Source organism: Lentzea californiensis, assembly GCF_024648825.1.
Lineage (GTDB): Bacteria > Actinomycetota > Actinomycetes > Mycobacteriales > Pseudonocardiaceae > Lentzea > Lentzea californiensis.
Window position 1 is genome coordinate 175,961 of sequence record NZ_JANBBE010000001.1, and the last position, 20,074, is coordinate 196,034.

Consider the following 20,074-nt stretch of genomic DNA (forward strand, 5'->3'; position numbering starts at 1 on the left):
AGTGGACGACGACGTCCAGCGCGCCGCGCGGAAGGTGCGCGATGTCGAGCAGGCCGTGTCGGAGCACGTCACGCGCAGTGGTCCCATCACAGGACGGGCGTCCTCTCCCGACAACGCGGTGGCGGTCGTCGCCACGCCCGGCGGTCCACCCCGGCAGATCACGGTGAGCCCGGCGGCGTTGCGGATGGGCCCGCAGGGGCTCGCCGCCGAGATCATGCGCATCGCCGACAAGGCCCAGCGCAACGCGAACACCCGCCTGCACCAGACGCTGGACCGAGTGGTCGACCCGCGCGAACTCACCGCGCTGGGCGTCGAACGCGGTCAGGACGACGACGACTTCGGGTGGCAGCGGTGAACGAGGACCGCATGCGGGCCACCGAGCAGCTCCAGCGCGAGCTCGGCGTCCTCACCGCCACCACCGAGCACCCGAACGGGCTGTGCATGGTCACGGCGACGCCGAAGGGCGAGATCAAGGCTCTGCACCTGCACCCGGCGCTGCTGGGCCAGGGCGCGCAGGCGGTCGGCCAGGTCGTCACCGAGACCGTCCAGCTCGCGACGAACGCGGCCGTGCAGACCAGCTTCAACAAGATGGCACTGGCACTGGGTGACGGAATGGCGATCGACGTCGAGTCCATCGCCGGCGACTCACCCTTCCGGTCGACCTGGAACCCCGTCGTGCCACCCAAAGCCCCTGCTGAGCAGGCACCACCGGAGCGCAGGCAGAGGGCACCGCGCGTCGAGGACCCGGACGAAGACGCGTTCTTCGAGAACCCCTCGTGGCTCCGGTGATCAGCACCGTTAGGCTCGTCGACGGCATCAGGCAGGCGTGACCGGGAGGTCAGGATGGCGCAGGACATCGTCCCCATCGAGCTGGGGCTGACGCAGGGTGACGTCGTCACCCTGTGGGCACCCCGCTGGCGCGAGAAGGGCGAGGAGTGGGAGGCGTTCCTCGGCGACGAGGAGGACCTGTTCGTCTTCCCCGACGCCGCGCACCTCGCCGCGTTCGTGCGCACCGCCGAGGAGCACGACCTGACGGACCACCCCGCGTGGCCGGTCGTGCCGTCGCTGGGCGTCGCGGACCTCTCGCCGGACGACAACCACCAGTTCGACCTCGTCGGCGTCCCCGAGCTCGTCGCGGAGGACCCGGACACCTGGACGATCGGTGAGCTCGCCGACGTCATCGCGATCGTGCGCGCCCTCGCGGAGGTCTGCGACCTGGAGAAGGTCCACGAGGTGCTCGACAGCGCCGAGGGCTTCTCGCTGCTGCCGCAGGGCACGCTGCCGTTCAGCGGCCGTGACGGCGGCAAGCTGTGGGGCGAGCTGTCCGAGGTCGTCTCCGAGAAGTGGGACGAGGTCCTCGACGCGATCGACAGCGTGGTGAACACGCCGGAGGTCCCCGAGAAGGAGCTCGCGGTCGCCCAGGAGGAGCTCGCCGCGCTGGAGGCCGCGACGGCCGCCGCCGCCGTCGACGCCCCCGGCGAGTCCGAGGACGAGGACAAGGCCGAGCCCACCGGTTTCTGGGCCGAGGTCGGCGTCGACCCGATCAAGATCATCACGTCGGCCGGCGAGTTCTACACGCTGCGCTGCTACCTCGGCGACGACCCGGTGTTCCTGGGCCGCCGCGGCAAGATCGAGGTCTTCAGCTCGCCGCGCGCCCTGAGCCGCTTCGTCGCCGAGAACGACGAGCACGACCTGGCCGAGGTCGAGACCTGGAACGACATCAAGGTCAAGGCCACCGCGGGCGAGCTCGACGTCGAGGTGGACGACGACAACGTCTACGTGCTGACCGGCATCGCCGAGGACATGGAAGAGGGCCCCGACGCCCTCGACCCGCAGCAGCTCGACCTCGCCGTCGAACTGTTCGAGGACGCGGCCGAGTGGGCCGACGACGAGTCCGTGAAGGACGCGCTCGCCTCGTCCGAGTCGCTGGGCTGGCTCGTGTCGTTCGTCGTGTCGCCGGACCCGACGCGCCTCGCGCCGTCGGCGCCGTACGACGCCGAGGTGGCGTCGTTCCGCACGCTGCAGGCCACGTTCGAGGACCGGCTCAACACCAACTGAGTCCGTTGACGCGAAAGAGGGCCACCCGCTCGGGTGGCCCTCTTTTTTGTTGCCGCCTAACGGACTCGGTAGCTCACCGCGCCGAACGGGTAGTTGCCCCAGCGCTGAGCTGGGCAGCCCTGTCGCGCAGTCCGCGTCGAAGAAGACGTCGACGTCCTTGAACGAGATTGATCCCCGGCCGCACCGGCGCGGCAGGTTCAAGCGCTCCCTACAACGCGTCGAAGGCCGGCGCGGACCACGCCGTGCGCTCGTACTTCGAGACGTTCGACCTGCCGGTGACGATCACCAACTGCGCCAACGACTACGGCCCGAACCAGTTCCCCGAGAACGTCCTGCCGCTGTTCACGACGCGCGCGTTGAACGGCGAGCAACTGCCCGTCTACGCGTCGAGCGACAACCGCAGGGAGTCGATCCACGTGCTGGACCACTGCCGCGCGATCGACGCCGTGCTGCGGGACGGCGTCGTCGGCCGGACCTACCACGTGGGCACCGGCGTCGAGGCGAGCGTCGACCAGATCGCCGATCTCGTGCTGGACGAGCTCAGGCTGCCGGCGTCGCGGAAGTCCGTCGTCGCCGACCGGCCCGGCCACGACCGCCGCTACCTGCTGGACTCCTCGCGGATCGGCCGCGAGCTCGGATGGCGCCCGGAGATCGGCTTCGAGGCCGGCGTCCGGGACACCATCCGCTGGTACGCGGCCAACCGCGCGTGGTGGGAGCCGCTGCTGGGGCTCAGCACGATCGACGAGAGCGCCTGGGCCCCGCGACAGCTCACCCGGTGAGCGAGGCGTAACCCGGCTTGACCAGCTGGTTGATGATCGCCAGCCGCTCGTCGAACCCGATGAACGCCGACTTCATGGCGTTGATCGTGAACCACTGCAGGTCCGCCCAGCCGTAGCCGAACGTCTCGGCCAGCGCGGCGAACTCGCTGGAGAGCGAGCAGTCGCTCATCAGGCGGTTGTCGGTGTTGACGGTGACGCGGAACCGCAGCTTCGCGAGCAGGCCGATCGGGTGCTCGGCGAGCGTCGGCGCGGCACCGGTCTGCAGGTTCGAGGTCGGGCACATCTCGAGCGGGATGCGGCGGTCGCGGACGTAGGCGGCCAGCCGTCCCAACTCGGCGCCGGCGGCGTCGTTGTCGGAGACCTTGATGTCGTCGACGATCCGCACGCCGTGGCCGAGCCGTTCGGCGCCGCAGTGCTGCAGCGCCTCCCAGATGGACGGCAGGCCGAACGCCTCACCGGCGTGGATGGTGAAGTGCGCGTTCTGCCGGCGCAGGTACTCGAACGTGTCGATGCCCCTGGTGGGAGGGAACCCGGCCTCGGGGCCCGCGATGTCGAAGCCGACGACGCCCAGGTCGCGGTAGCGGACGGCGAGCTCGGCGATGCGCAGCCAGCCCTCGTTCTGGCGCATGGCGCACAGCAGGGTGCCGACGCGGATCTTGCGGCCGGTCGCGGCGACGCGCTGCTCGCCGACGCGGAAGCCCTCCTGGACGGCCTCGACGACCTGCTCCAGCGAGAGGCCCTTGTCGGTGTTCAGCTCCGGGGCGTAGCGGATCTCGGCGTACACGACGCCGTCCGCGGCCAGGTCCTCCACGGCCTCGGCGGCGACGCGGACGAGAGACGCCTCGTCCTGCATGACACCGCACGTGTGGGCGAAACCTTCGAGGTAGCGCACGAGGGAGCCGGAGTTGGCGTTGTCGCGGAACCAGCCGCCGAGGACTCCCGCGTCTGTGGTGGGCAGGCCCTGGTAGCCGGAGGCATCGGCGAGTTCGATCACCGTCTGCGGGCGGAGGCCACCGTCGAGGTGGTCGTGCAGCAGCACCTTCGGCGCGCTGCGGATGGTCTCCAAGGTAAGCGGCGTACTCATCGCTACACGTTACTCCAGGCGCCGCGGCACGAACCGGTGCTCGCCCGCGCACCCCGCTCATGGCGATCGGGGCTTCACCTCGAGTGGGCGGGATGCGGCCCGCGCCCCACCGCCGGTCCTCACCACCGAGTGCAACATGACGACACGCCGCTTCCACGTCGCCGAAATGATCTTGCCCTCGATATGATCATTTGCTGGGTCAACGTCGTTGCAGATCCGTGATCAGCAACTTTCTGCAACCAACGCGAGGCTTGAGTCACCCCAAGGTAGGAACATCATCGGTGGCTACTGCCCGCTTTCGACCGATCACTTGGCGTTCAGAGTAGTCAGGTAACCTGATCGGGTTAGTTGCCCGTCCGTACCCGGCCTTTTTCTGGCGGGGGTGGTACAGCGACGTCCCGTGACGCGGATAGGCTCCCGTGGTCTCCCCCTCCCCTGGACGAAGGCACTCAGCCGTGACAGAGAACAACAACTCCACGATGTCCTTCGATCGGATGCGCAACATGCTCACGCGCGCCGCGGAGATCCGTGAGAGCGAGCAGCAGCAGATCTTCGACGCGCTGGACGAGATCCACGCCCGGATGTCGCCTCTGGAGTCGCTGGGTTCGGTTCGCAAGCGCCTGTCGGAGCTGCCGGACCGCACCGAGGTCAGCGTTCTCGCTGAGCGCCTGGACGAGGCCCTCGCCAAGCTGGAGGCCCAGGACAACGCCGTCGCCGACATCGGTCGCGCGGTCGACGCCCTGGTGGACAAGCTCGCCAAGCCCTTCGCCCAGCTGGACGGCCGCCTCGACGGCGTCGCCGGCCGCTTCGAAGGCGTCGCCGGCCGCATGGACGGCCTGGAGGACAAGCTCTCCAGCATCCACAAGCGCATCGACGACCTCGACGGCCACCTGGACAAGCAGGACGGCAAGGTCGACGCGATCCCGGCCGCCGTCACCAACCCGCTGCGCGAGCGCATCGAGGCCCTCGAAGCCGCGCTGCGCGGCCGTCTCGACGAGGTCGACGAAGGCGTGCACGAGCACCTCGACGGCACCCGCGAGGCCCTGCAGAAGATCCTCGCCGAGTCGTTCTCGAGCGTGCACGGCCGCGCCGACGAGCAGCGCGACGCCCTCGTCGCCGCCCGCACCGAGCTGGTCACCGCCATCGCCGAAAGCCGCGGGGAGCTGGCCGGAGCGATCGCAGACAGCCGCGACAAGCTCACGTCCACCGTCACCGGCAACCACGACAAGCTGGCCGCGTCGCTGGCCGAGACCCGTACCGAGCTGTCCGGCGCCGTGGCGGAGACCCGCGGCGAACTGGCCGGCGTCGTGGCGGAGACCCGCGACTCCCTCGCCGGTTCCCTGGCCGAGACGCGCGACTCGCTCGCCGGCTCGCTCGCCGAGACCCGCACCGAGCTCGCGACGGCCGTCGCCGACACCCGCGAGGTCGTGGGCGGCAAGCTCGACGAGGCCCGCACCGCCCTGTACGCGGCGATCGAGCAGTCCCGCGACCAGGTCGACTCGGCGGACCGCCTGGAGGCCCTCGCCGGCCGCCTGGAGCAGGTCACCTCGAAGCTCGACACCATGACGGACCGCCTCGACAAGGTCGAGGACGGCTTCGCCACCCGCATCTCCGAGCTCGGCGGCTCCGTCGACGCGGGCCTGTCCAAGGTCGCCGAGACCGTCGGCGCCCGCCCGGACGCCGACGCGCTGCAGTCCCTGGTCCGCAAGTCGAACCAGGAGTCGGAACTGCGCATCGGGGGCCAGCTGGACGAGGCCATGGCCACCTTCGCCGAGCTCATCCTCGGCGGCGGCTCGCCCACGCCTCCCCCGCCGCCCACCGCCCTGCCGCGCCCGCAGCGCCGCACCCGCAAGAACGGCGGCCCCAAGCCGGCGAACGGCGGCAAGGACATGGACGACGACGACCTGGCGGCCGAAGGCGCCTGATCGCCCCTGAACCACCTGCCCTGACGAACGGCCCCGGAGCTGCTGCTCCGGGGCCGTTCCGCGTTTTGAGGTGAACCTGCGCGAGGCGACACACGTGACCATGAAGAGAGCGCTCACACAGGCCGTGGTTATGCTCGCCGCCATCTGGGGGGTGACCAAAAGGGCTGCCAGGGGCGTCCGGAAGGGAAGTCCGTGCAACAGCGACTCGTCGCCAACCGCTACGCACTGCTCGTCGAGCTCGGCCGAGGTGCGATGGGTGTCGTGTGGCGTGCCCAGGACCAGGTGCTCGGCCGTGCGGTCGCGCTCAAGGAGCTGCACCCGCCGCAGGGCATGGCAGCCGCGGAGCGCACCGTGCTGGAGGAGCGCATGCTCCGCGAGGCGCGGACCGCCGGCCGGCTGAACCACCCCGCCGTGGTCACGGTCTACGACATCGTCCGCGAGAACGACCGCACCTACCTCGCGATGGAGCTGGTCGACGCGCTCGACCTCGCCAGCATCGTGCAGAAGCACGGGCCGCGGGACTCGACCTGGATGGCGGGCGTCGCGTTGCAGGTGCTCGGTGCGCTGGAGGCCGCGCACCAGGCCGGCATCGTGCACCGGGACGTCAAGCCCAGCAACATCATGGTGCGTCCGGACGGGGGCGTGAAGCTCACGGACTTCGGCATCGCGCAGGCGATGGACGACCCGCGGCTCACGCACAACGGCGGCATCGTCGGCTCGCCCGCGTACATGTCGCCGGACCGGCTCAGCGGCTGGGAGGCGTCGCCGGCGTCGGACCTGTGGGCGCTCGGCGTCACGATGGCGCACGCGGTCGAAGGTGTCAGCCCGTTCGAGCGGACGTCCACCGCGTCTACGTTGCACGCGGTCATGAACGAGCCGCCGGTGCTGCGGCGGGCCTCGCCCGCGCTGGCCGACGTGATCCGCGGCTTCCTGACGGTGGACCTGGCTCGTCGGCTGACGGCGCCTCAGGCGCGTCACATGTTGACGGCGATCGTGCAGGGTGGCCCTCCGGTTCCGTTGCCGCAGAACAAGAAGGGCAAGAGCACGGCCGTCAAGGTCGCCGCCGTGGCCGTGGGTGTCGCGGTGCTCGCGGGTGCCGCGTTCGCCGGTTACCAGGCCTTCAAGCCCGAGCAGTCCAACGCGGGCCAGAACACCGGCACCAACCAGCCCTCGGAGAACTCCACGGAGTGGACCGAGGCGGCGTCGTTGCCGGTGGGCGCGCCGCTGCCGTCACGGCGCATCGCCACCTTCGGGCGCGGCGGTGACGTGCCCGAGTGGAACCTCTCCGGCACGCAATGCGCCAAGGACTTCCTCACGCAGGGGTCGCCGGTGCGGACGGACGTGCCGTGCAACGGGCCGCACGGCATCCAGCTCTTCTCGGCCGCTACCCCGTTGTGGGACAAGCCGAAGGACATCGCCTACCCCGGCACGCAGTGGCTCGCCGACTTCACCAAGAACTACTGCACCGAGCAGTTCAAGGCCATCGAGCCGAACATCAAGGAGCCCATCGGCTTCACCGGGCTCGTCCCCACCCAGAAGGAGTGGGAGGCCTACGACGACGCCACCGCGCCGGGCCGCCAGGAGGTCCTGTGCGTGCTGTGGAAGCAGGACAGGTCGCCCCTGGCGGGCTCGCTCGTCGGCTAGCCGCGAATGGTGTCGATCACCAGCGGCGAACGCTCCGGCGCGGAGTCACGAACCTCGTAGGCGCCTTCCAGCGCCTGCAGGGCTCCGTCGACCGCGTCCGGGGTGTCGGTGTACAGCTCCAGCAACGGCTGCCCGGCCTCGACGGGGTCCCCCGGCTTGGCCAGGCAGAGCACACCGGCACCGAACTGCACCGGATCCTCCTTGCGGGCACGACCGGCGCCGAGCCGCCACGCCGCCACCCCGACGCCATAAGCGTCCAAAGTGGACAGAACGCCGGAGGCGGGCGCCTCGACCACGTGCTTGTGCGACGCGACGGGCAGGGCGGCATCGGGATCGCCGCCCTGGGCCCGGATCATCCGCGCCCACACCTCGTACGCCTCACCGGACGCCAGCACCTTCGCCGGATCGGCGGAAATCCCCGCCAGCGACAGCATCTCGGATGCCAAAGCCACCGTCAGTTCGACGACGTCGGCTGGTCCGCCGCCGCGCAGCACGTCGACGGACTCGGCGACCTCGACCGCGTTACCGACCGCGCGTCCCAGCGGCACGGACATGTCGGTCAGCAGGGCCGAGATCCGCACGCCGTGCTCGACGCCGATGGCCACCAGGGCCTCGGCCAGGGCACGCGCGTTGGCCAGGTCCTTCATGAACGCGCCGGAGCCGACCTTCACGTCGAGGACCAGCGACTCGGCGCCCTCGGCGATCTTCTTCGACATGATCGAGGACGCGATCAGCGGAATCGCCTCGACGGTTCCGGTGACGTCCCGCAACGCGTAGAGCTTGCGGTCGGCCGGAGCAAGTCCTTCGGTGGCAGCACAAACGACGGCACCCACCGAGGACAGCTGCGAAAGGATCTCCGAAGTGGACAGTGCGGCCCGCCACCCCGGGATCGACTCCAGCTTGTCCAGGGTGCCGCCGGTGTGGCCGAGACCGCGACCGGACAGCTGCGGCACGGCAGCACCGCAGGCGGCGACGAGAGGTGCCAGCGGCAGCGTGATCTTGTCGCCGACACCGCCCGTCGAGTGCTTGTCCACGGTCGGCCGGTCGACGTGCAACGACAGCCGCTCGCCGGACGAGATCATCGCCTGCGTCCAGCGCGCGGTCTCCGCCGCCGTCATGCCGTTGAAGAAGATCGCCATCGCCAGCGCGGACATCTGCTCGTCCGCGACGGCACCGCGCGTGTACGCGTCGATGACCCAGTCGATCTGCGCGTCCGACAGCACCGCGCCGTCGCGCTTGGCGCGGATGACGTCCACCGCCGAGAAGCTCATGGCAGGTCCTCCGGTCCGAACGCGTCCGGCAGCACCGACGACATCGGCAGGATCCCGGACGGCGTGTCGACCAGGCAGTCACGGCCGCCGAGCTCGTAGAGCACCTGACGGCACCGGCCGCACGGCATCAGCAGCTCGCCGGCACCGGAACGACAGGCCACCGCGACGAACCGGCCGCCGCCCGTGAGCTGCAGCTGACCGGCCATCGCGCACTCGGCGCAGAGACCCACGCCGTACGAGGCGTTCTCGACGTTGCAACCCGTCACGATGCGGCCGTCGTCGCACAACGCCGCGGAACCGACCTGCAGCCCCGAGTACGGGCAGTGGGCGAACGACGCCGCCTCCACCGCCCGTGCCCGCAGCAGGTCCCAGTCGACGTCAGCCACGGCGGTACACCAGACCGTCGGCGGCCGGCATTCGCAACCGTTGCGATGCCACGGCGAGCACGGCCAGCGTCACCATGTGCGGCGCGTAGGACACGAACTCGCTGGGGATCTCGTCGAGGCTGATGTACAGCAGGTACATCAGCACGGCGACCGCGATGGCCGCGGCCGCGGAGAACCACTTGCGGCGGAAGAGCTGCCACACCACGATCACGCCGAGCAGCAGCACGACGCCGTAGACCAGCGCCAGCACCGTCTCGCCACCCGAGCGCAGCTGCAGGCCGTCGGCGTAGCCGAACAGCGCCGCACCACCCAGCAGGCCACCGGGCCGCCAGTTGCCGAAGATCATCGCGGCGAGGCCGATGTAACCGCGGCCGCCGGTCTGGCCCTCCAGGTAGGACAGCTGGCCGGGGTTGAGCACCAGCGCGGCGCCGCCCAGACCGGCCAGACCACCGGAGACGATCACGGCGACGTACTTGTGGAAGTACACCTTCACGCCCAGCGAGTCCGCCGCGTGCGGGTTCTCGCCGACCGAGCGCAGGCGCAGGCCGAAGCGGGTGCGCCAGAGCAGCCAGTACGACAGCGGCAGCAGCAGGATCGCGATCATCGTCAGCGGCGAGACACCGGTGACGAGGCCGCGCAGGATGCCCGCGACGTCCGAGATGAACAGGCGCTGGTCGGCTTCGAGCTCGCCGAGCCAGTCACCGAGGCCCGCCGCCGAGAACGTGTCGAACGACTGGACCGGCGGCGACTGCCGCGGGTTGTTCGACAGCGGCAGGAAGATCAGCGTCGACAGGTACTTCGTCAGGCCGGCACCGAGCAGGTTGATCGCCACACCGGAGACGATGTGGTTCACGCCGAACGTGACGGTGGCGATCGCGTGCAGCAGGCCACCCAGCGAACCGAACACGACGGCCGCGACGAGAGCGGCCCACGGGCCCCACTGGTAGCCGGCCCACGCCGCGCCCCAGGTGCCCATGATCATCATGCCTTCGAGGCCGATGTTGACCACGCCGGCGCGTTCCGCCCACAGGCCGCCGAGACCGGCGAGCAGGATCGGCAGCGCGAGCCGGACCGCCGTCTGGGTCGTGCCCGACGACGTCAGCTGCGGGAAGTTCGTCTGGTACGAGGTGATCGAGAGCAACGCGATCGCACCCGCCACACCGAGCATCGCCACGGCCCAGCCGGGCACCTTGCGCTTGCGAGGCGCCGCCGGGATGTGCGGCTTCTCCTCCAACGTCGAGATCACGCCGCACCTCCGACAGTTCCGAGCTCACGGCCGACGCGACGCTGCTCCGAGGCGAGCTCGAAGCGGCGCACCACCTCGTAGGCGACGACGACCGACAGGACGATCGAGCCCTGCATGATGGTGACGATCTCCCTGGGCACACCGACGTTGTCGAGCGCGAGGCCCGACTTGTCGAGGAACGCCCAGAGCAGAGCGCCGAACGCGATGCCGCCGGGGTGGTTGCGGCCGAGCAGCGCGATCGCGATGCCCGAGAAGCCGATGCCGGCGGTGAAGTTCAGGCTGAACGTGTGGTCGCGGCCGAGCAGTTCCGGCAGCGAGATCAGGCCCGCGATGGCGCCCGAGAGCAGCATCGAGACCAGGATCATCTTCTTGGCGTTGACGCCACCGGCCGACGCGGCCGTGGACGACTCGCCGGACGCGCGCAGCTCGAAGCCGAAGCGCGTCTTGTTCATCATGATCCAGTAGCCGATGCCGAGGGCGATGGCCACGAAGATGAAGCCGAACATGGTGCCGGAGCCGCCGAACGAGATGCCGGGCATCCAGCCGCTCTCCGGGATCTCCGGGGTGCGGATGTTGTTGCCCCGCAGCTCACCGAAGACGTCGCGGCGGATCAGGTAGGCGGACAGGCCGATCGCCAGGCCGTTCATCATGATCGTCGAGATGACCTCGTTGACGCCTCGCGTCACCTTGAGGATCGCGGGGATCGAGGCCCAGGCGGCACCGGCGAGCGCGGCCGCGATGATGATCACCATCGTGTGGATGCCGGTGGGCAGCGCGATCGAGCCGCCGACCACGGCCGCCACGACGGCCGCGACGCGGTACTGGCCCTCGACACCGATGTTGAACAGGTTCATCTGGAACCCGATCGCCACCGCGAGCGCCGCGATGTAGTAGATGCCCGTCGAGTTGAGGATGTCGACGAGCGTCGTGCCCTTGCCGACCTGCGACACCATCGCACCGAACGCGCTGAGCGGGTTCGCGCCGGAGATGATGAGCGCGACTCCGCACAACAGCAGTGAGAAGACGATCGCCAACGCGGGCGGCAGGAGTTTGCCGCGCAGGTGTCCCATCAGTTCTCGCCTTCCTCGACGACAGCGGTCTCCTGGACCGCTGCGCTCGTGCTGCCCGCGCCCGTCATCGCACTGCCGAGGTCCTCGGGCGTGACGGTGCTCGGGTCGGCGTCGGCCACCAGGCGTCCGCGCAGCATGACCTTGATCGTGTCCGACAGGCCGATGAGCTCGTCCAGGTCGGCGGAGATCAGCAGCACGGCGAGACCGGCGGCGCGGGCGCGCTTGATCTCGTCCCAGATCAACGCCTGCGCGCCGACGTCCACACCGCGGGTCGGGTGCGACGCGATCAGCAGCACCGGGTCGCCGGACAGTTCGCGGCCGACGACGAGCTTCTGCTGGTTGCCACCGGACAGCGCGGCTGCGGGCACGTCGATGCCGGGCGTGCGGACGTCGAAGTCCGCGACGATCCGCTCGGTGTCCTTCTTCGCGCCGTCGGTGTCGAGCCAGATGCCCTTGGCGGTCGGCCTGCGGGTCTGGTAGCCGAGGATCCGGTTGTACCAGAGGGGTTGCGTGAGCAGCAGGCCGTGGCGGTGGCGGTCCTCGGGCACGTACCCGATGCCCGCCTCGCGCCGGGCCAGCGTCCCGAGCTTGGTGAGGTCCTGGTCCTGCAACGTGATCGTGCCGCTGCCGGCCTTGCGCATGCCCATGATCGTCTCGACGAGCTCGGTCTGGCCGTTGCCCTCGACACCGGCGATGCCGACGACCTCGCCGGAGCGGACCACCATGTCGATGTCGTCGAGGATCGGCCGTGAGCCGTCGGGCGTCATCAGCCTGAGGCCCTTGACGTCCAGCACGACCGTGTCGGTGACGGTGGACTCGCGGGTCTCGGGGCTGGGGAGCTCGCTGCCGACCATCATCTCGGCGAGCTGCCTGGAGCTGACGGTCTTCGGGTCCGCGCTGCCCACGGTCGTGCCGCGGCGGATCACCGTGACGGAGTCCGCGATCGCGCGGACCTCGTCGAGCTTGTGCGAGATGAACAGGAACGTGTAGCCCTGCTCCTGCATGCCGCGGACGGTGTCGAAGAGCTCGTTGACCTCCTGCGGCACGAGCACGGCGGTCGGCTCGTCCAGGATGATCACCTTGGCACCGCGGTAGAGCACCTTGAGGATCTCGACGCGCTGGCGGTCCGCGACGCCGAGCTGCTCGACCAGGACGCCGGGGTCGACGTTGAGCCCGGTCTTGCCGGAGAGCTCGATGATGCGCCTGCGGGCCTTCTGACCGATGCCGTGCAGAGCCTCGGCACCCAGGACGACGTTCTCCTGGACGGTGAGGTTGTCGGCCAGCATGAAGTGCTGGTGCACCATGCCGATGCCGGCCTTGATGGCGTCGGACGGGGTGCGGAACCGCACCTGCTCGCCGTTCACCTCGATGGTGCCCTCGTCCGGCGGCTGCATGCCGTAGAGGATCTTCATCAGGGTGGACTTGCCCGCGCCGTTCTCACCGCACAGGGCGTGGACCTCGCCACGGCGGACGGTCAGGTGGACGTCGCTGTTGGCGACCACACCTGGGAATCGCTTGGTGATGCCTGTGAGCACCACCGCGGGGTGTTCGCCCGTCCCAACGGACGTGGAACTGCTCATCGTCGAGTGCTCCTCCTACCACGCACCAGGCCCTGTGAGGGCGAAATCCTCACAGGGCCCGGTGTGCGTGCGGCTTTCGGACTACGGCTTGTCCGCGACCTTGATCTTGCCCTCGATGATCTGGGCCTTGTAGCCCTCGAGGATTCCCTGCAGCTTCGCGTCGATCTTGCCACCCGACGTGGAGTAGCCGACACCGTTCACCTTCAGGTCGAAGACCTTCGGCAGCGAGGCGATGTCGTTCTTGGCGACGGCCTTGACGAAGTCGTAGACCGCGACGTCGACGCGCTTGAGCATGGACGACACGATGACGTCCTTGGTGTCGGCGACGGTCGCCTGGTTGTACTGGTCGGAGTCGACGCCGATGGCCAGCACGCCACCCTGCTTGGCAGCCGAGAAGATGCCCTTACCGGAGGCACCGGCGGCCTGGTAGATCACGTCGGCGCCCTTGTCGATCTGGCCCTTGGCGGCTTCCTGGCCCTTCGGGGCGTCCTGGAAGCCCGTGAAGTCACCGGCCGGCGTGATGTACTTCTTCTCGACCTGGATCTTCGGCGCGGCGGCCTTGGCACCCTGGGCGTAGCCGGCCTCGAACTTCTGGATCAGCGGGATCTCGACGCCGCCGACGAAGCCCACGTGGCACTTCTTGCTCTGGTACGCGGCGATGACGCCGGCCAGGAAGGAACCCTCCTGCTCGGCGAACAGCAGCGGCGTGACGTTGGCAGCGCCCTCGACGGACCCGTCGACCAGGCCGAACTTGACGTTCGGGAACTCCGCGGCGACGAGCTTCATCGACTCGGCGTAGGCGAAGCCGACACCGATGATCGGGCTGAAGCCCTCGGACGCCAGCTGGCGCAGACGGGTCTGCTTGGCGGACTCGTCCTCGTTCGGGGCGGCGGAGAGCTCGCGCGTGTTCTCCTTCTTCACGCCCATGTCCGAGATGGCCTTGTCCAGACCGGCGGCGGCGGAGTCGTTGAACGACGCGTCGCCACGGCCACCGATGTCGTAGGCCAGACCGATCTTCAGCGCACTCGCGTCCACCTTGTCACCGTTGGCGGCGCTGGTGTTCGAGGTAGCAGGCGCGCTCGGGGCCTCGGCGAACTCGCAGGCGGCACCTGTACCGGTACCCGCGTTGTTGCTCCCGCCACCCGAGTCCTTCGCGCAGGCGGCCATAGTCATCACGCTGGTCAACGCGATCGCGGCGACCGCGACACCACGCATACGACGACGCACGGCTCGTCTCCTCCCTGAGGTTCCTCCCCAACGACGTTGTTGGGTCCTAGAGGCGGCACCGTACCTCTTAGTAACCAACCCCGTTGCCGTCAGCACCTACAAAGACCCCTATCGGTTACGCATTCGACGCTTTGGCCGTACGAGTGGTGATCACTCGTGTTCAAGGCGTGGCAAAACGTCCCCTTCTGCCACTTCCCCACACCGATCTTCGTCCGGTTGGAGCAGTTGCGCTCGCCGAGTCCGCCCGCGGTCCCTTCCGGCACGCGGGGCCCTCCCGTACCGACATGCAGTACGAAAGCGCCCCGCGTGGCTTCGAATGTGGCGTGGACCGCATTTCGGGATCGATAAAGACCGCTTGGGCGATCGACAGCGTGTCTCATCGATCACAGAGCGGGTGCGCCTGCTGGGATCGGTCCAACGTGCGGGACTAGGATTTTCCGGTCATGGTCGGGAAGAGAGAAATGTTCGCCGACCACACCACCACTGACGTTGGAGGCCGCGGCGCATGACCAGCGCAGGCGCACCCGAGCGGTCGGGCACCACCCGAGGGGGTGGGACGCTCTACCGCGGTGATCTGGGCATGTGGTCCTGGGTCGCCCACCGGATCACCGGTGTTCTCACGTTCTTCTTCCTCTTCACCCACGTGCTCGACACCGCCCTCGTGCGGGTGTCCCCGAACGCGTACGACGCGGTGATCGAGACCTACAAGAACCCGATCGTCAACCTCTTCGAGGTCGGTCTGGTCGGCGCGGTTCTCTACCACGCGCTCAACGGCATCCGGGTCATGCTCGTGGACTTCTGGGAGAAGGGCGCCAAGTACCAGCGCCCGATGCTGTGGGTCGTGCTCGGCGTGTGGATCGCCGTGATGATCCCCGGCGCCTACTTCATGCTGGTGCGCACGATCTCCGAGCTGGTTGGGGGCCACTGACCATGTCGCTCGCACTCGACAAGCCCCGCTCGCCGCGTCGCCCCGCGGCCCGCCGCGGCAACGGTGAGCTCTACAGCTGGCTGTTCATGCGCCTGTCCGGGCTGCTGCTCGTGATCCTGGTGCTGGGTCACCTGTTCATCATGAACATCCTCGACGGCGGCATCCACCGCATCAACTTCGGCTTCGTGGCCGGCCGGTGGGCATCGCCGTTCTGGCAGTTCTGGGACCTCGCGATGCTCTGGCTCGCGCAGATCCACGGCGGCAACGGCGTCCGGACGATCATCAACGACTACGCCCGCAAGGACGCCACCCGGTTCTGGTTGAAGATGCTGCTCTACGTCTCGATGGTGCTGATCATCGCCCTCGGCACGTTCGTGATCTTCACCTTCGACCCGAACATCTCGAACTGACCCGCGCGGGGAGCCCACCACAATGCAGTTCCACAAGTACGACGTAGTCATCATCGGCGCTGGTGGTGCCGGAATGCGCGCGGCGATCGAGTCCGGCCAGCGCGCCCGCACCGCGGTGCTCACCAAGCTCTACCCCACGCGTTCGCACACCGGCGCGGCCCAGGGCGGCATGTGCGCCGCCCTCGCCAACGTCGAGGAGGACAACTGGGAGTGGCACACCTTCGACACGATCAAGGGCGGCGACTACCTGGTCGACCAGGACGCCGCCGAGATCATGGCGAAGGAGGCGATCGACGCCGTTCTCGACCTCGAGAAGATGGGCCTGCCGTTCAACCGCACGCCCGAGGGCAAGATCGACCAGCGCCGGTTCGGCGGCCACACGCGCAACCACGGTGAAGCCGCCGTGCGCCGCGCCTGCTACGCCGCGGACCGCACCGGCCACATGATCCTGCAGACGCTCTACCAGAACTGCGTCAAGCACGGCATCGAGTTCTTCAACGAGTTCTACGTGCTCGACATCTGCCTGACCGAGACGGAGAACGGCCCGGTCTGCACCGGTGCCGTCGCCTACGAGCTCGCGACCGGCGAGATCCACGTCTTCCAGGCCAAGTCCGTCGTGTTCGCGACGGGTGGTTTCGGCAAGGTCTTCAAGACCACGTCGAACGCCCACACGCTGACCGGCGACGGCATGGGCATCGTCTTCCGCAAGGGCCTGCCCCTGGAGGACATGGAGTTCTACCAGTTCCACCCGACCGGCCTCGCCGGTCTCGGCATCCTGCTGACCGAGGGCGCGCGAGGTGAGGGCGCGATCCTGCGCAACGCCTCGGGCGAGCGGTTCATGGAGCGCTACGCCCCGACCATCAAGGACCTGGCGCCGCGCGACATCGTGGCCCGTTCGATGGCCCTCGAGGTGCTGGAAGGCCGTGGCGCCGGCCCGAACAAGGACTACGTCCTCCTGGACTGCACGCACCTCGGTGCCGAGGTCCTGGAGACGAAGCTGCCGGACATCACCGAGTTCGCCCGCACGTACCTCGCGGTCGACCCGGTCGTCGAGCCCGTCCCGGTGTACCCGACCGCGCACTACGCGATGGGTGGCATCCCGACGAACATCCACGGCGAAGTGCTGCGGGACAACGACAACGTCGTTCCCGGCCTCTACGCCGCGGGTGAGTGCGCCTGCGTGTCCGTGCACGGCGCGAACCGCCTCGGCACGAACTCGCTGCTGGACATCAACGTCTTCGGCCGCCGCGCGGGCATCGCCGCCGCGGAGTACGCGCTGTCGCGTGAGTCCCACGTCGACCTGCCGGAGAACCCGGCCGCGTCCGTCGAGGCCCAGGTCGCGCTGGCGTTGTCGGAGCACGGCCAGGAGCGCGTGGCGGACATCCGCACCGAGCTGCAGGCCACCATGGACGCCAACGCGTCCGTGTACCGCACCGAGGACACGCTGAAGACGGCGCTGCACGACGTGCAGGCCCTCAAGGAGCGTTACGCCCACATCTCCGTCCAGGACAAGGGCAAGCGCTTCAACACGGACCTGCTCGAGGCCGTCGAGCTCGGCTTCCTGCTCGAGCTGGCCGAGGTCCTCGTGCACGGCGCGCTCGCGCGCAAGGAGTCCCGCGGCGGCCATGCCCGCGAGGACTACCCGAACCGCGACGACACGAACTTCATGCGCCACAGCATGTTCTACAAGCAGGGCGACGGTCTCTCGGCCGACATCCGCATGGACTACAAGCCCGTGACCTTTACCCGGTACAAGCCGATGGAGCGCAAGTACTGATGACCGCCACCGCTGAAACCACTGCAGGCTCGCGCGGCTCCCAGCCGCCCGTTCCGGACGGCGCTGTCACGGTCACCGTCAAGATCCGCCGGTTCAACCCGGAGATCGACGACGAGCCGCGCTGGGACTCGTTCGACATCCCGGCGCTCCCGTCGGACCGCGTGCTGAACCTGCTGCACCACATCAAGTGGTACGTCGATGGCACGCTGACCTTCCGGCGTTCCTGCGCCCACGGCATCTGCGGCTCGGACGCCATGCGCATCAACGGCGTGAACCGCCTGGCGTGCAAGGTGCTGCTGAAGGACCTTCTCGAAAAGGGCGACAAGCACACCACGATCACCATCGAGCCCATCAAGGGCCTGCCGGTGCACAAGGACCTGCTCGTCGACATGGAACCCTTCTTCGAGGCGTTCCGCGCGGTCAAGCCGTACCTCGTGACCTACGGCAACGAGCCGACGCGCGAGCGCATCCAGTCCGCCGCCGACCGCGAACGGTTCGACGACACGACGAAGTGCATCCTGTGCGCCTGCTGCACCACCTCCTGCCCGGTCTACTGGACCGAGGGCTCGTACTTCGGCCCGGCGGCGATCGTGAACGCACACCGGTTCATCTTCGACTCCCGGGACGAGGGTGCTGAGGAGCGGTTGGACATCCTCAACGACATCGACGGCGTTTGGCGCTGCCGGACGACGTTCAACTGCACCGATGCTTGCCCCCGTGGCATTCAGGTGACCAAGGCGATCCAGGAAGTGAAGCGCGCGCTGCTGTTCAAGCGCGTCTGAGTTTTGGGTTTCTAGGCGCCGCGTTCCCGTTGGGGGCGCGGCGCTTTTGTTGTCTGGCGGGGGGATTCCTCGCGGGCGGGTCGGCTTGCGTTCGCCTGCTCCTGTTCCAGCGGGGTTGGTCGCGTTCCCGTGCGAGAGCTCGCCTTGCGAGGGTGGGCGCAGGCAGTGCGTTGGCGGGAGCCGGTTGGCACTGCGCGGGTCCGTTTGTGGTGGCTGGTTCCCGTTCCAGCGGAGGGGTCACCCGCCGTGCGGAGGTCGCCTGCGGAGGGGTTGCGCGGGTCGTGACTGAAACTGCGCGCGGGTGCGCTCTCAGGTCACCTCCACGACGTGCACCGGTGGGCGTGGTCTGGCGGCGGCTGCCTTGTGTGCTGCATTGAGTTCGCGGGCCACCGCGCGGGCCGTAGTGGAACGCGCGAGAGTCGATCTCCCAGGCCAGGCCGACGTCGTCGTACCAGGCGTCGGGCCTGCCGATGATCAGCCCATCAGTGCCCGCGATCGTGGCGTTCCAGTGCGGTGTGGTCAGGCGGATTTTGCGGGACAGACGGCGAGCGTCCCGTTCCGCCACCGATTCCGCGCGGCCCAGGTCTTTGAGGACGGTTCGGACGAGCTTTGTGCCGAAGCGGTTCGTGCGGGCCTCTGCTTGGAGGTCTGCCGGTGTGCAGCGGCCTCGTTGGATGGCGGCGGCGATGAGGGCGGTGGCCTCGTCCTGGGAGCGCATGAAGCGGCAGGCGTCCACCACGGCTCTGGCCGCGGACACCACTGGGAAGCCGCCCACGTCGGTTGCGGCGGGGACGGGCGCGGCTCGTTCCAGGATCAGCGTGCCGCTGCCTCGTGCCGTGCCTGGCACCAGCAGGTGGATTTCGCGGGCGGGCAGGCCGTGGCGGCGGCAGGCTTCTGCGCCGGTGACCACGGTTCCTGGGCCTGCGCGCAGAAGGGCCGCGGTCAGCTGTTGGTCCGGGGTGGGCGGGCCGTTGTGCAGCAGCACCACTCCTGGGTACATGCGCTGCCACGGCCCGCCCGAGGCGCACCTCCGCCACGGATTGGTGACACTCAGTGACTTCAGGGTGCCGGCACTGATGACGCCGAGATCGCTGCGTTCGCGCAGGTGTTTGATTCGCACGCCATCAGTGTGACGAAGAGCACCGACAGTTTTCGGGGGTCAGCGCCGGGTGAGTCGCCTGGCGCGGTCGAGCAGCATCAGAGCCGTGCCGCCGACCAGGAGCAGGACGCCGAGCAGCAGCATCCACGTGGTCGAGGCGCCGGTGTTGGCCAGGCGGTTGTCCTGGTGGACCACGGGCGTGACCGAGGTGGTGGTCACCGGGGGCGTCGTCACGGGCGGAGTGGTGATCTTCGACGTGGTGGTCGTCGTCACCGGCGGCGTCGTGGTGGTACCGGACGTCGTCGTGGAGGTCGGCGGCGTCGTCGTGGACGACGTCGTCGAGTCCGTGGTCGAGGTGGAGGTCGATGGCGTCGTCGTGGACGACGTCGTCGAGTCCGTGGTCGACGTCGTGGTCGAGGTCGACGTCGGCGGGGTCGTCGTCGTGGTCGTGGACTCCGTCGTGGTGGTGGTCACCGGCGGCGTCGTCGTGGTGGTCGAGGTGGTCGTGCACGGGGTGGTGGTCGTCGTAGTCGGGGTCGTCGTGGTCGACGTCGGAGGCTCTTCACCTCTCGGCGACGGCGCGCGCCAATCCGGACGTTCCTTCGGGCACCACGCAGCGGCGCACACCTGGCCATCCCCGGAGGCCGAGGCCTCCGGGGCGGCACCGTGCAGTGAGACGACCGTCAACACTGCCCCGGCGGTGAGCACACCGATATAGGCGATACGTGACATGCCAGGGATGGTTGCGCGCAGGTACAACACCTGGTGCGAAAAGCACCCCTACGTCACCCGCCAGTGCGGGCGACAT

General features: G+C 68.9%; 19 protein-coding genes. 11 read left to right on the forward strand and 8 right to left on the reverse strand.

All coding sequences use genetic code 11. The features are described 5' to 3' along the window. The first annotated feature begins 1 nt into the window (after position 1). From LX88_RS00950 to LX88_RS00965, 4 genes are all read left to right on the forward strand, one after another. Positions 2-355, forward strand: coding sequence for a YbaB/EbfC family nucleoid-associated protein (locus tag LX88_RS00950; protein ID WP_258946028.1), 354 nt, complete (start codon positions 2-4; stop codon positions 353-355). Next, complete coding sequence (locus LX88_RS00955) at positions 352-789, forward strand: YbaB/EbfC family nucleoid-associated protein (RefSeq protein ID WP_258946029.1); 438 nt, start codon at positions 352-354, stop codon at positions 787-789. Before LX88_RS00950 ends, LX88_RS00955 begins: the two co-directional genes overlap by 4 nt. Before the next feature lie 54 nt (positions 790-843). After that, complete coding sequence (locus tag LX88_RS00960; protein ID WP_258946030.1) at positions 844-2,058, forward strand: SatS C-terminal domain-containing protein; 1,215 nt, start codon at positions 844-846, stop codon at positions 2,056-2,058. A gap of 167 nt (positions 2,059-2,225) precedes the next feature. Then, positions 2,226-2,837, forward strand: a complete 612-nt coding sequence (locus tag LX88_RS00965; protein ID WP_258946031.1) for a dTDP-glucose 4,6-dehydratase — start codon at positions 2,226-2,228, stop codon at positions 2,835-2,837. Here the strand turns inward: LX88_RS00965 and LX88_RS00970 are convergent. Continuing rightward, positions 2,827-3,921 (reverse strand): adenosine deaminase, encoded by a 1,095-nt coding sequence (locus tag LX88_RS00970; RefSeq protein ID WP_258946032.1) that lies wholly within the window; start codon positions 3,919-3,921, stop codon positions 2,827-2,829. The genes LX88_RS00965 and LX88_RS00970 overlap by 11 nt on opposite strands. A gap of 479 nt (positions 3,922-4,400) precedes the next feature. On the opposite strand from LX88_RS00970, the gene LX88_RS00975 reads away from it, so the two are divergent. Then, positions 4,401-5,846: a hypothetical protein gene (locus LX88_RS00975; RefSeq protein ID WP_258946033.1), complete on the forward strand. Its 1,446-nt coding sequence runs from the start codon at positions 4,401-4,403 to the stop codon at positions 5,844-5,846. 192 nt (positions 5,847-6,038) lie between these two features. Beyond that, the gene (locus LX88_RS00980) at positions 6,039-7,490 is read left to right on the forward strand and encodes a serine/threonine-protein kinase (RefSeq protein ID WP_258946034.1); all 1,452 of its coding nucleotides are present in this window, start codon (positions 6,039-6,041) and stop codon (positions 7,488-7,490) included. Here LX88_RS00980 and LX88_RS00985 read toward each other — a convergent pair. From LX88_RS00985 to LX88_RS01010, 6 genes are all read right to left on the reverse strand, one after another. After that, positions 7,487-8,761, reverse strand: a complete 1,275-nt coding sequence (locus LX88_RS00985; protein WP_258946035.1) for a thymidine phosphorylase — start codon at positions 8,759-8,761, stop codon at positions 7,487-7,489. The genes LX88_RS00980 and LX88_RS00985 overlap by 4 nt on opposite strands. Continuing rightward, positions 8,758-9,147, reverse strand: a complete 390-nt coding sequence (locus LX88_RS00990; RefSeq protein WP_258946036.1) for a cytidine deaminase — start codon at positions 9,145-9,147, stop codon at positions 8,758-8,760. The genes LX88_RS00985 and LX88_RS00990 overlap by 4 nt, the downstream gene beginning before the upstream one ends. Beyond that, a complete protein-coding gene (locus tag LX88_RS00995; protein ID WP_258946037.1) occupies positions 9,140-10,393 on the reverse strand; it encodes an ABC transporter permease in 1,254 nt (417 codons plus the stop codon). Before LX88_RS00995 ends, LX88_RS00990 begins: the two co-directional genes overlap by 8 nt. Continuing rightward, positions 10,390-11,463, reverse strand: a complete 1,074-nt coding sequence (locus LX88_RS01000) for an ABC transporter permease (protein ID WP_258946038.1) — start codon at positions 11,461-11,463, stop codon at positions 10,390-10,392. The genes LX88_RS00995 and LX88_RS01000 overlap by 4 nt, the downstream gene beginning before the upstream one ends. Continuing rightward, positions 11,463-13,043 carry an ABC transporter ATP-binding protein gene (locus LX88_RS01005; protein WP_258946039.1) on the reverse strand — a complete coding sequence of 527 codons (1,581 nt, stop codon included), beginning with the start codon at positions 13,041-13,043 and terminating at the stop codon, positions 11,463-11,465. The genes LX88_RS01000 and LX88_RS01005 overlap by 1 nt, the downstream gene beginning before the upstream one ends. Before the next feature lie 81 nt (positions 13,044-13,124). After that, the gene (locus LX88_RS01010; protein WP_090067210.1) at positions 13,125-14,258 is read right to left on the reverse strand and encodes a BMP family lipoprotein; all 1,134 of its coding nucleotides are present in this window, start codon (positions 14,256-14,258) and stop codon (positions 13,125-13,127) included. Positions 14,259-14,775: 517 nt separating this feature from the next. Here LX88_RS01010 and sdhC point away from each other — a divergent pair. The 4 genes from sdhC to LX88_RS01030 are packed head-to-tail and all read left to right on the forward strand — an operon-like array spanning position 14,776 to position 18,167. Beyond that, a complete protein-coding gene (gene sdhC / locus LX88_RS01015; protein WP_090067209.1) occupies positions 14,776-15,198 on the forward strand; it encodes a succinate dehydrogenase, cytochrome b556 subunit in 423 nt (140 codons plus the stop codon). Positions 15,199-15,200: 2 nt separating this feature from the next. Next, entirely contained in the window at positions 15,201-15,608 is a 408-nt protein-coding gene (locus LX88_RS01020; protein WP_177224585.1) for a succinate dehydrogenase hydrophobic membrane anchor subunit, read from the forward strand. Positions 15,609-15,630: 22 nt separating this feature from the next. Further along, positions 15,631-17,385 carry a succinate dehydrogenase flavoprotein subunit gene (gene sdhA / locus LX88_RS01025; protein WP_258946040.1) on the forward strand — a complete coding sequence of 585 codons (1,755 nt, stop codon included), beginning with the start codon at positions 15,631-15,633 and terminating at the stop codon, positions 17,383-17,385. Next, entirely contained in the window at positions 17,385-18,167 is a 783-nt protein-coding gene (locus tag LX88_RS01030; RefSeq protein WP_030478467.1) for a succinate dehydrogenase iron-sulfur subunit, read from the forward strand. Before sdhA ends, LX88_RS01030 begins: the two co-directional genes overlap by 1 nt. 1,159 nt (positions 18,168-19,326) lie before the next feature. On the opposite strand, the gene LX88_RS44135 is transcribed toward LX88_RS01030, so the two are convergent. Next, complete coding sequence (locus LX88_RS44135; RefSeq protein WP_258946041.1) at positions 19,327-19,485, reverse strand: LPXTG cell wall anchor domain-containing protein; 159 nt, start codon at positions 19,483-19,485, stop codon at positions 19,327-19,329. Between LX88_RS44135 and LX88_RS44140 the strand changes: the two genes are divergently transcribed. Then, the gene (locus LX88_RS44140; RefSeq protein WP_258946042.1) at positions 19,466-19,984 is read left to right on the forward strand and encodes a hypothetical protein; all 519 of its coding nucleotides are present in this window, start codon (positions 19,466-19,468) and stop codon (positions 19,982-19,984) included. The two genes, LX88_RS44135 and LX88_RS44140, sit on opposite strands and share 20 nt — an antisense overlap. The last annotated feature ends 90 nt before the right edge of the window (positions 19,985-20,074 follow it).

Coding starts and splice junctions, on each gene's coding strand:
- LX88_RS01020 (WP_177224585.1), top strand. CDS start 15,201: ATGTCGCTCGCACTCGACAAGCCCCGCTCGCCGCGTCGCCCCGCGGCC.
- LX88_RS00970 (WP_258946032.1), bottom strand. CDS start 3,921: ATGAGTACGCCGCTTACCTTGGAGACCATCCGCAGCGCGCCGAAGGTG.
- sdhA (WP_258946040.1), top strand. CDS start 15,631: ATGCAGTTCCACAAGTACGACGTAGTCATCATCGGCGCTGGTGGTGCC.
- LX88_RS01000 (WP_258946038.1), bottom strand. CDS start 11,463: ATGGGACACCTGCGCGGCAAACTCCTGCCGCCCGCGTTGGCGATCGTC.
- LX88_RS01010 (WP_090067210.1), bottom strand. CDS start 14,258: ATGCGTGGTGTCGCGGTCGCCGCGATCGCGTTGACCAGCGTGATGACT.
- LX88_RS00975 (WP_258946033.1), top strand. CDS start 4,401: ATGTCCTTCGATCGGATGCGCAACATGCTCACGCGCGCCGCGGAGATC.
- LX88_RS01030 (WP_030478467.1), top strand. CDS start 17,385: ATGACCGCCACCGCTGAAACCACTGCAGGCTCGCGCGGCTCCCAGCCG.
- LX88_RS00985 (WP_258946035.1), bottom strand. CDS start 8,761: ATGAGCTTCTCGGCGGTGGACGTCATCCGCGCCAAGCGCGACGGCGCG.
- LX88_RS00960 (WP_258946030.1), top strand. CDS start 844: ATGGCGCAGGACATCGTCCCCATCGAGCTGGGGCTGACGCAGGGTGAC.
- sdhC (WP_090067209.1), top strand. CDS start 14,776: ATGACCAGCGCAGGCGCACCCGAGCGGTCGGGCACCACCCGAGGGGGT.
- LX88_RS01005 (WP_258946039.1), bottom strand. CDS start 13,043: ATGAGCAGTTCCACGTCCGTTGGGACGGGCGAACACCCCGCGGTGGTG.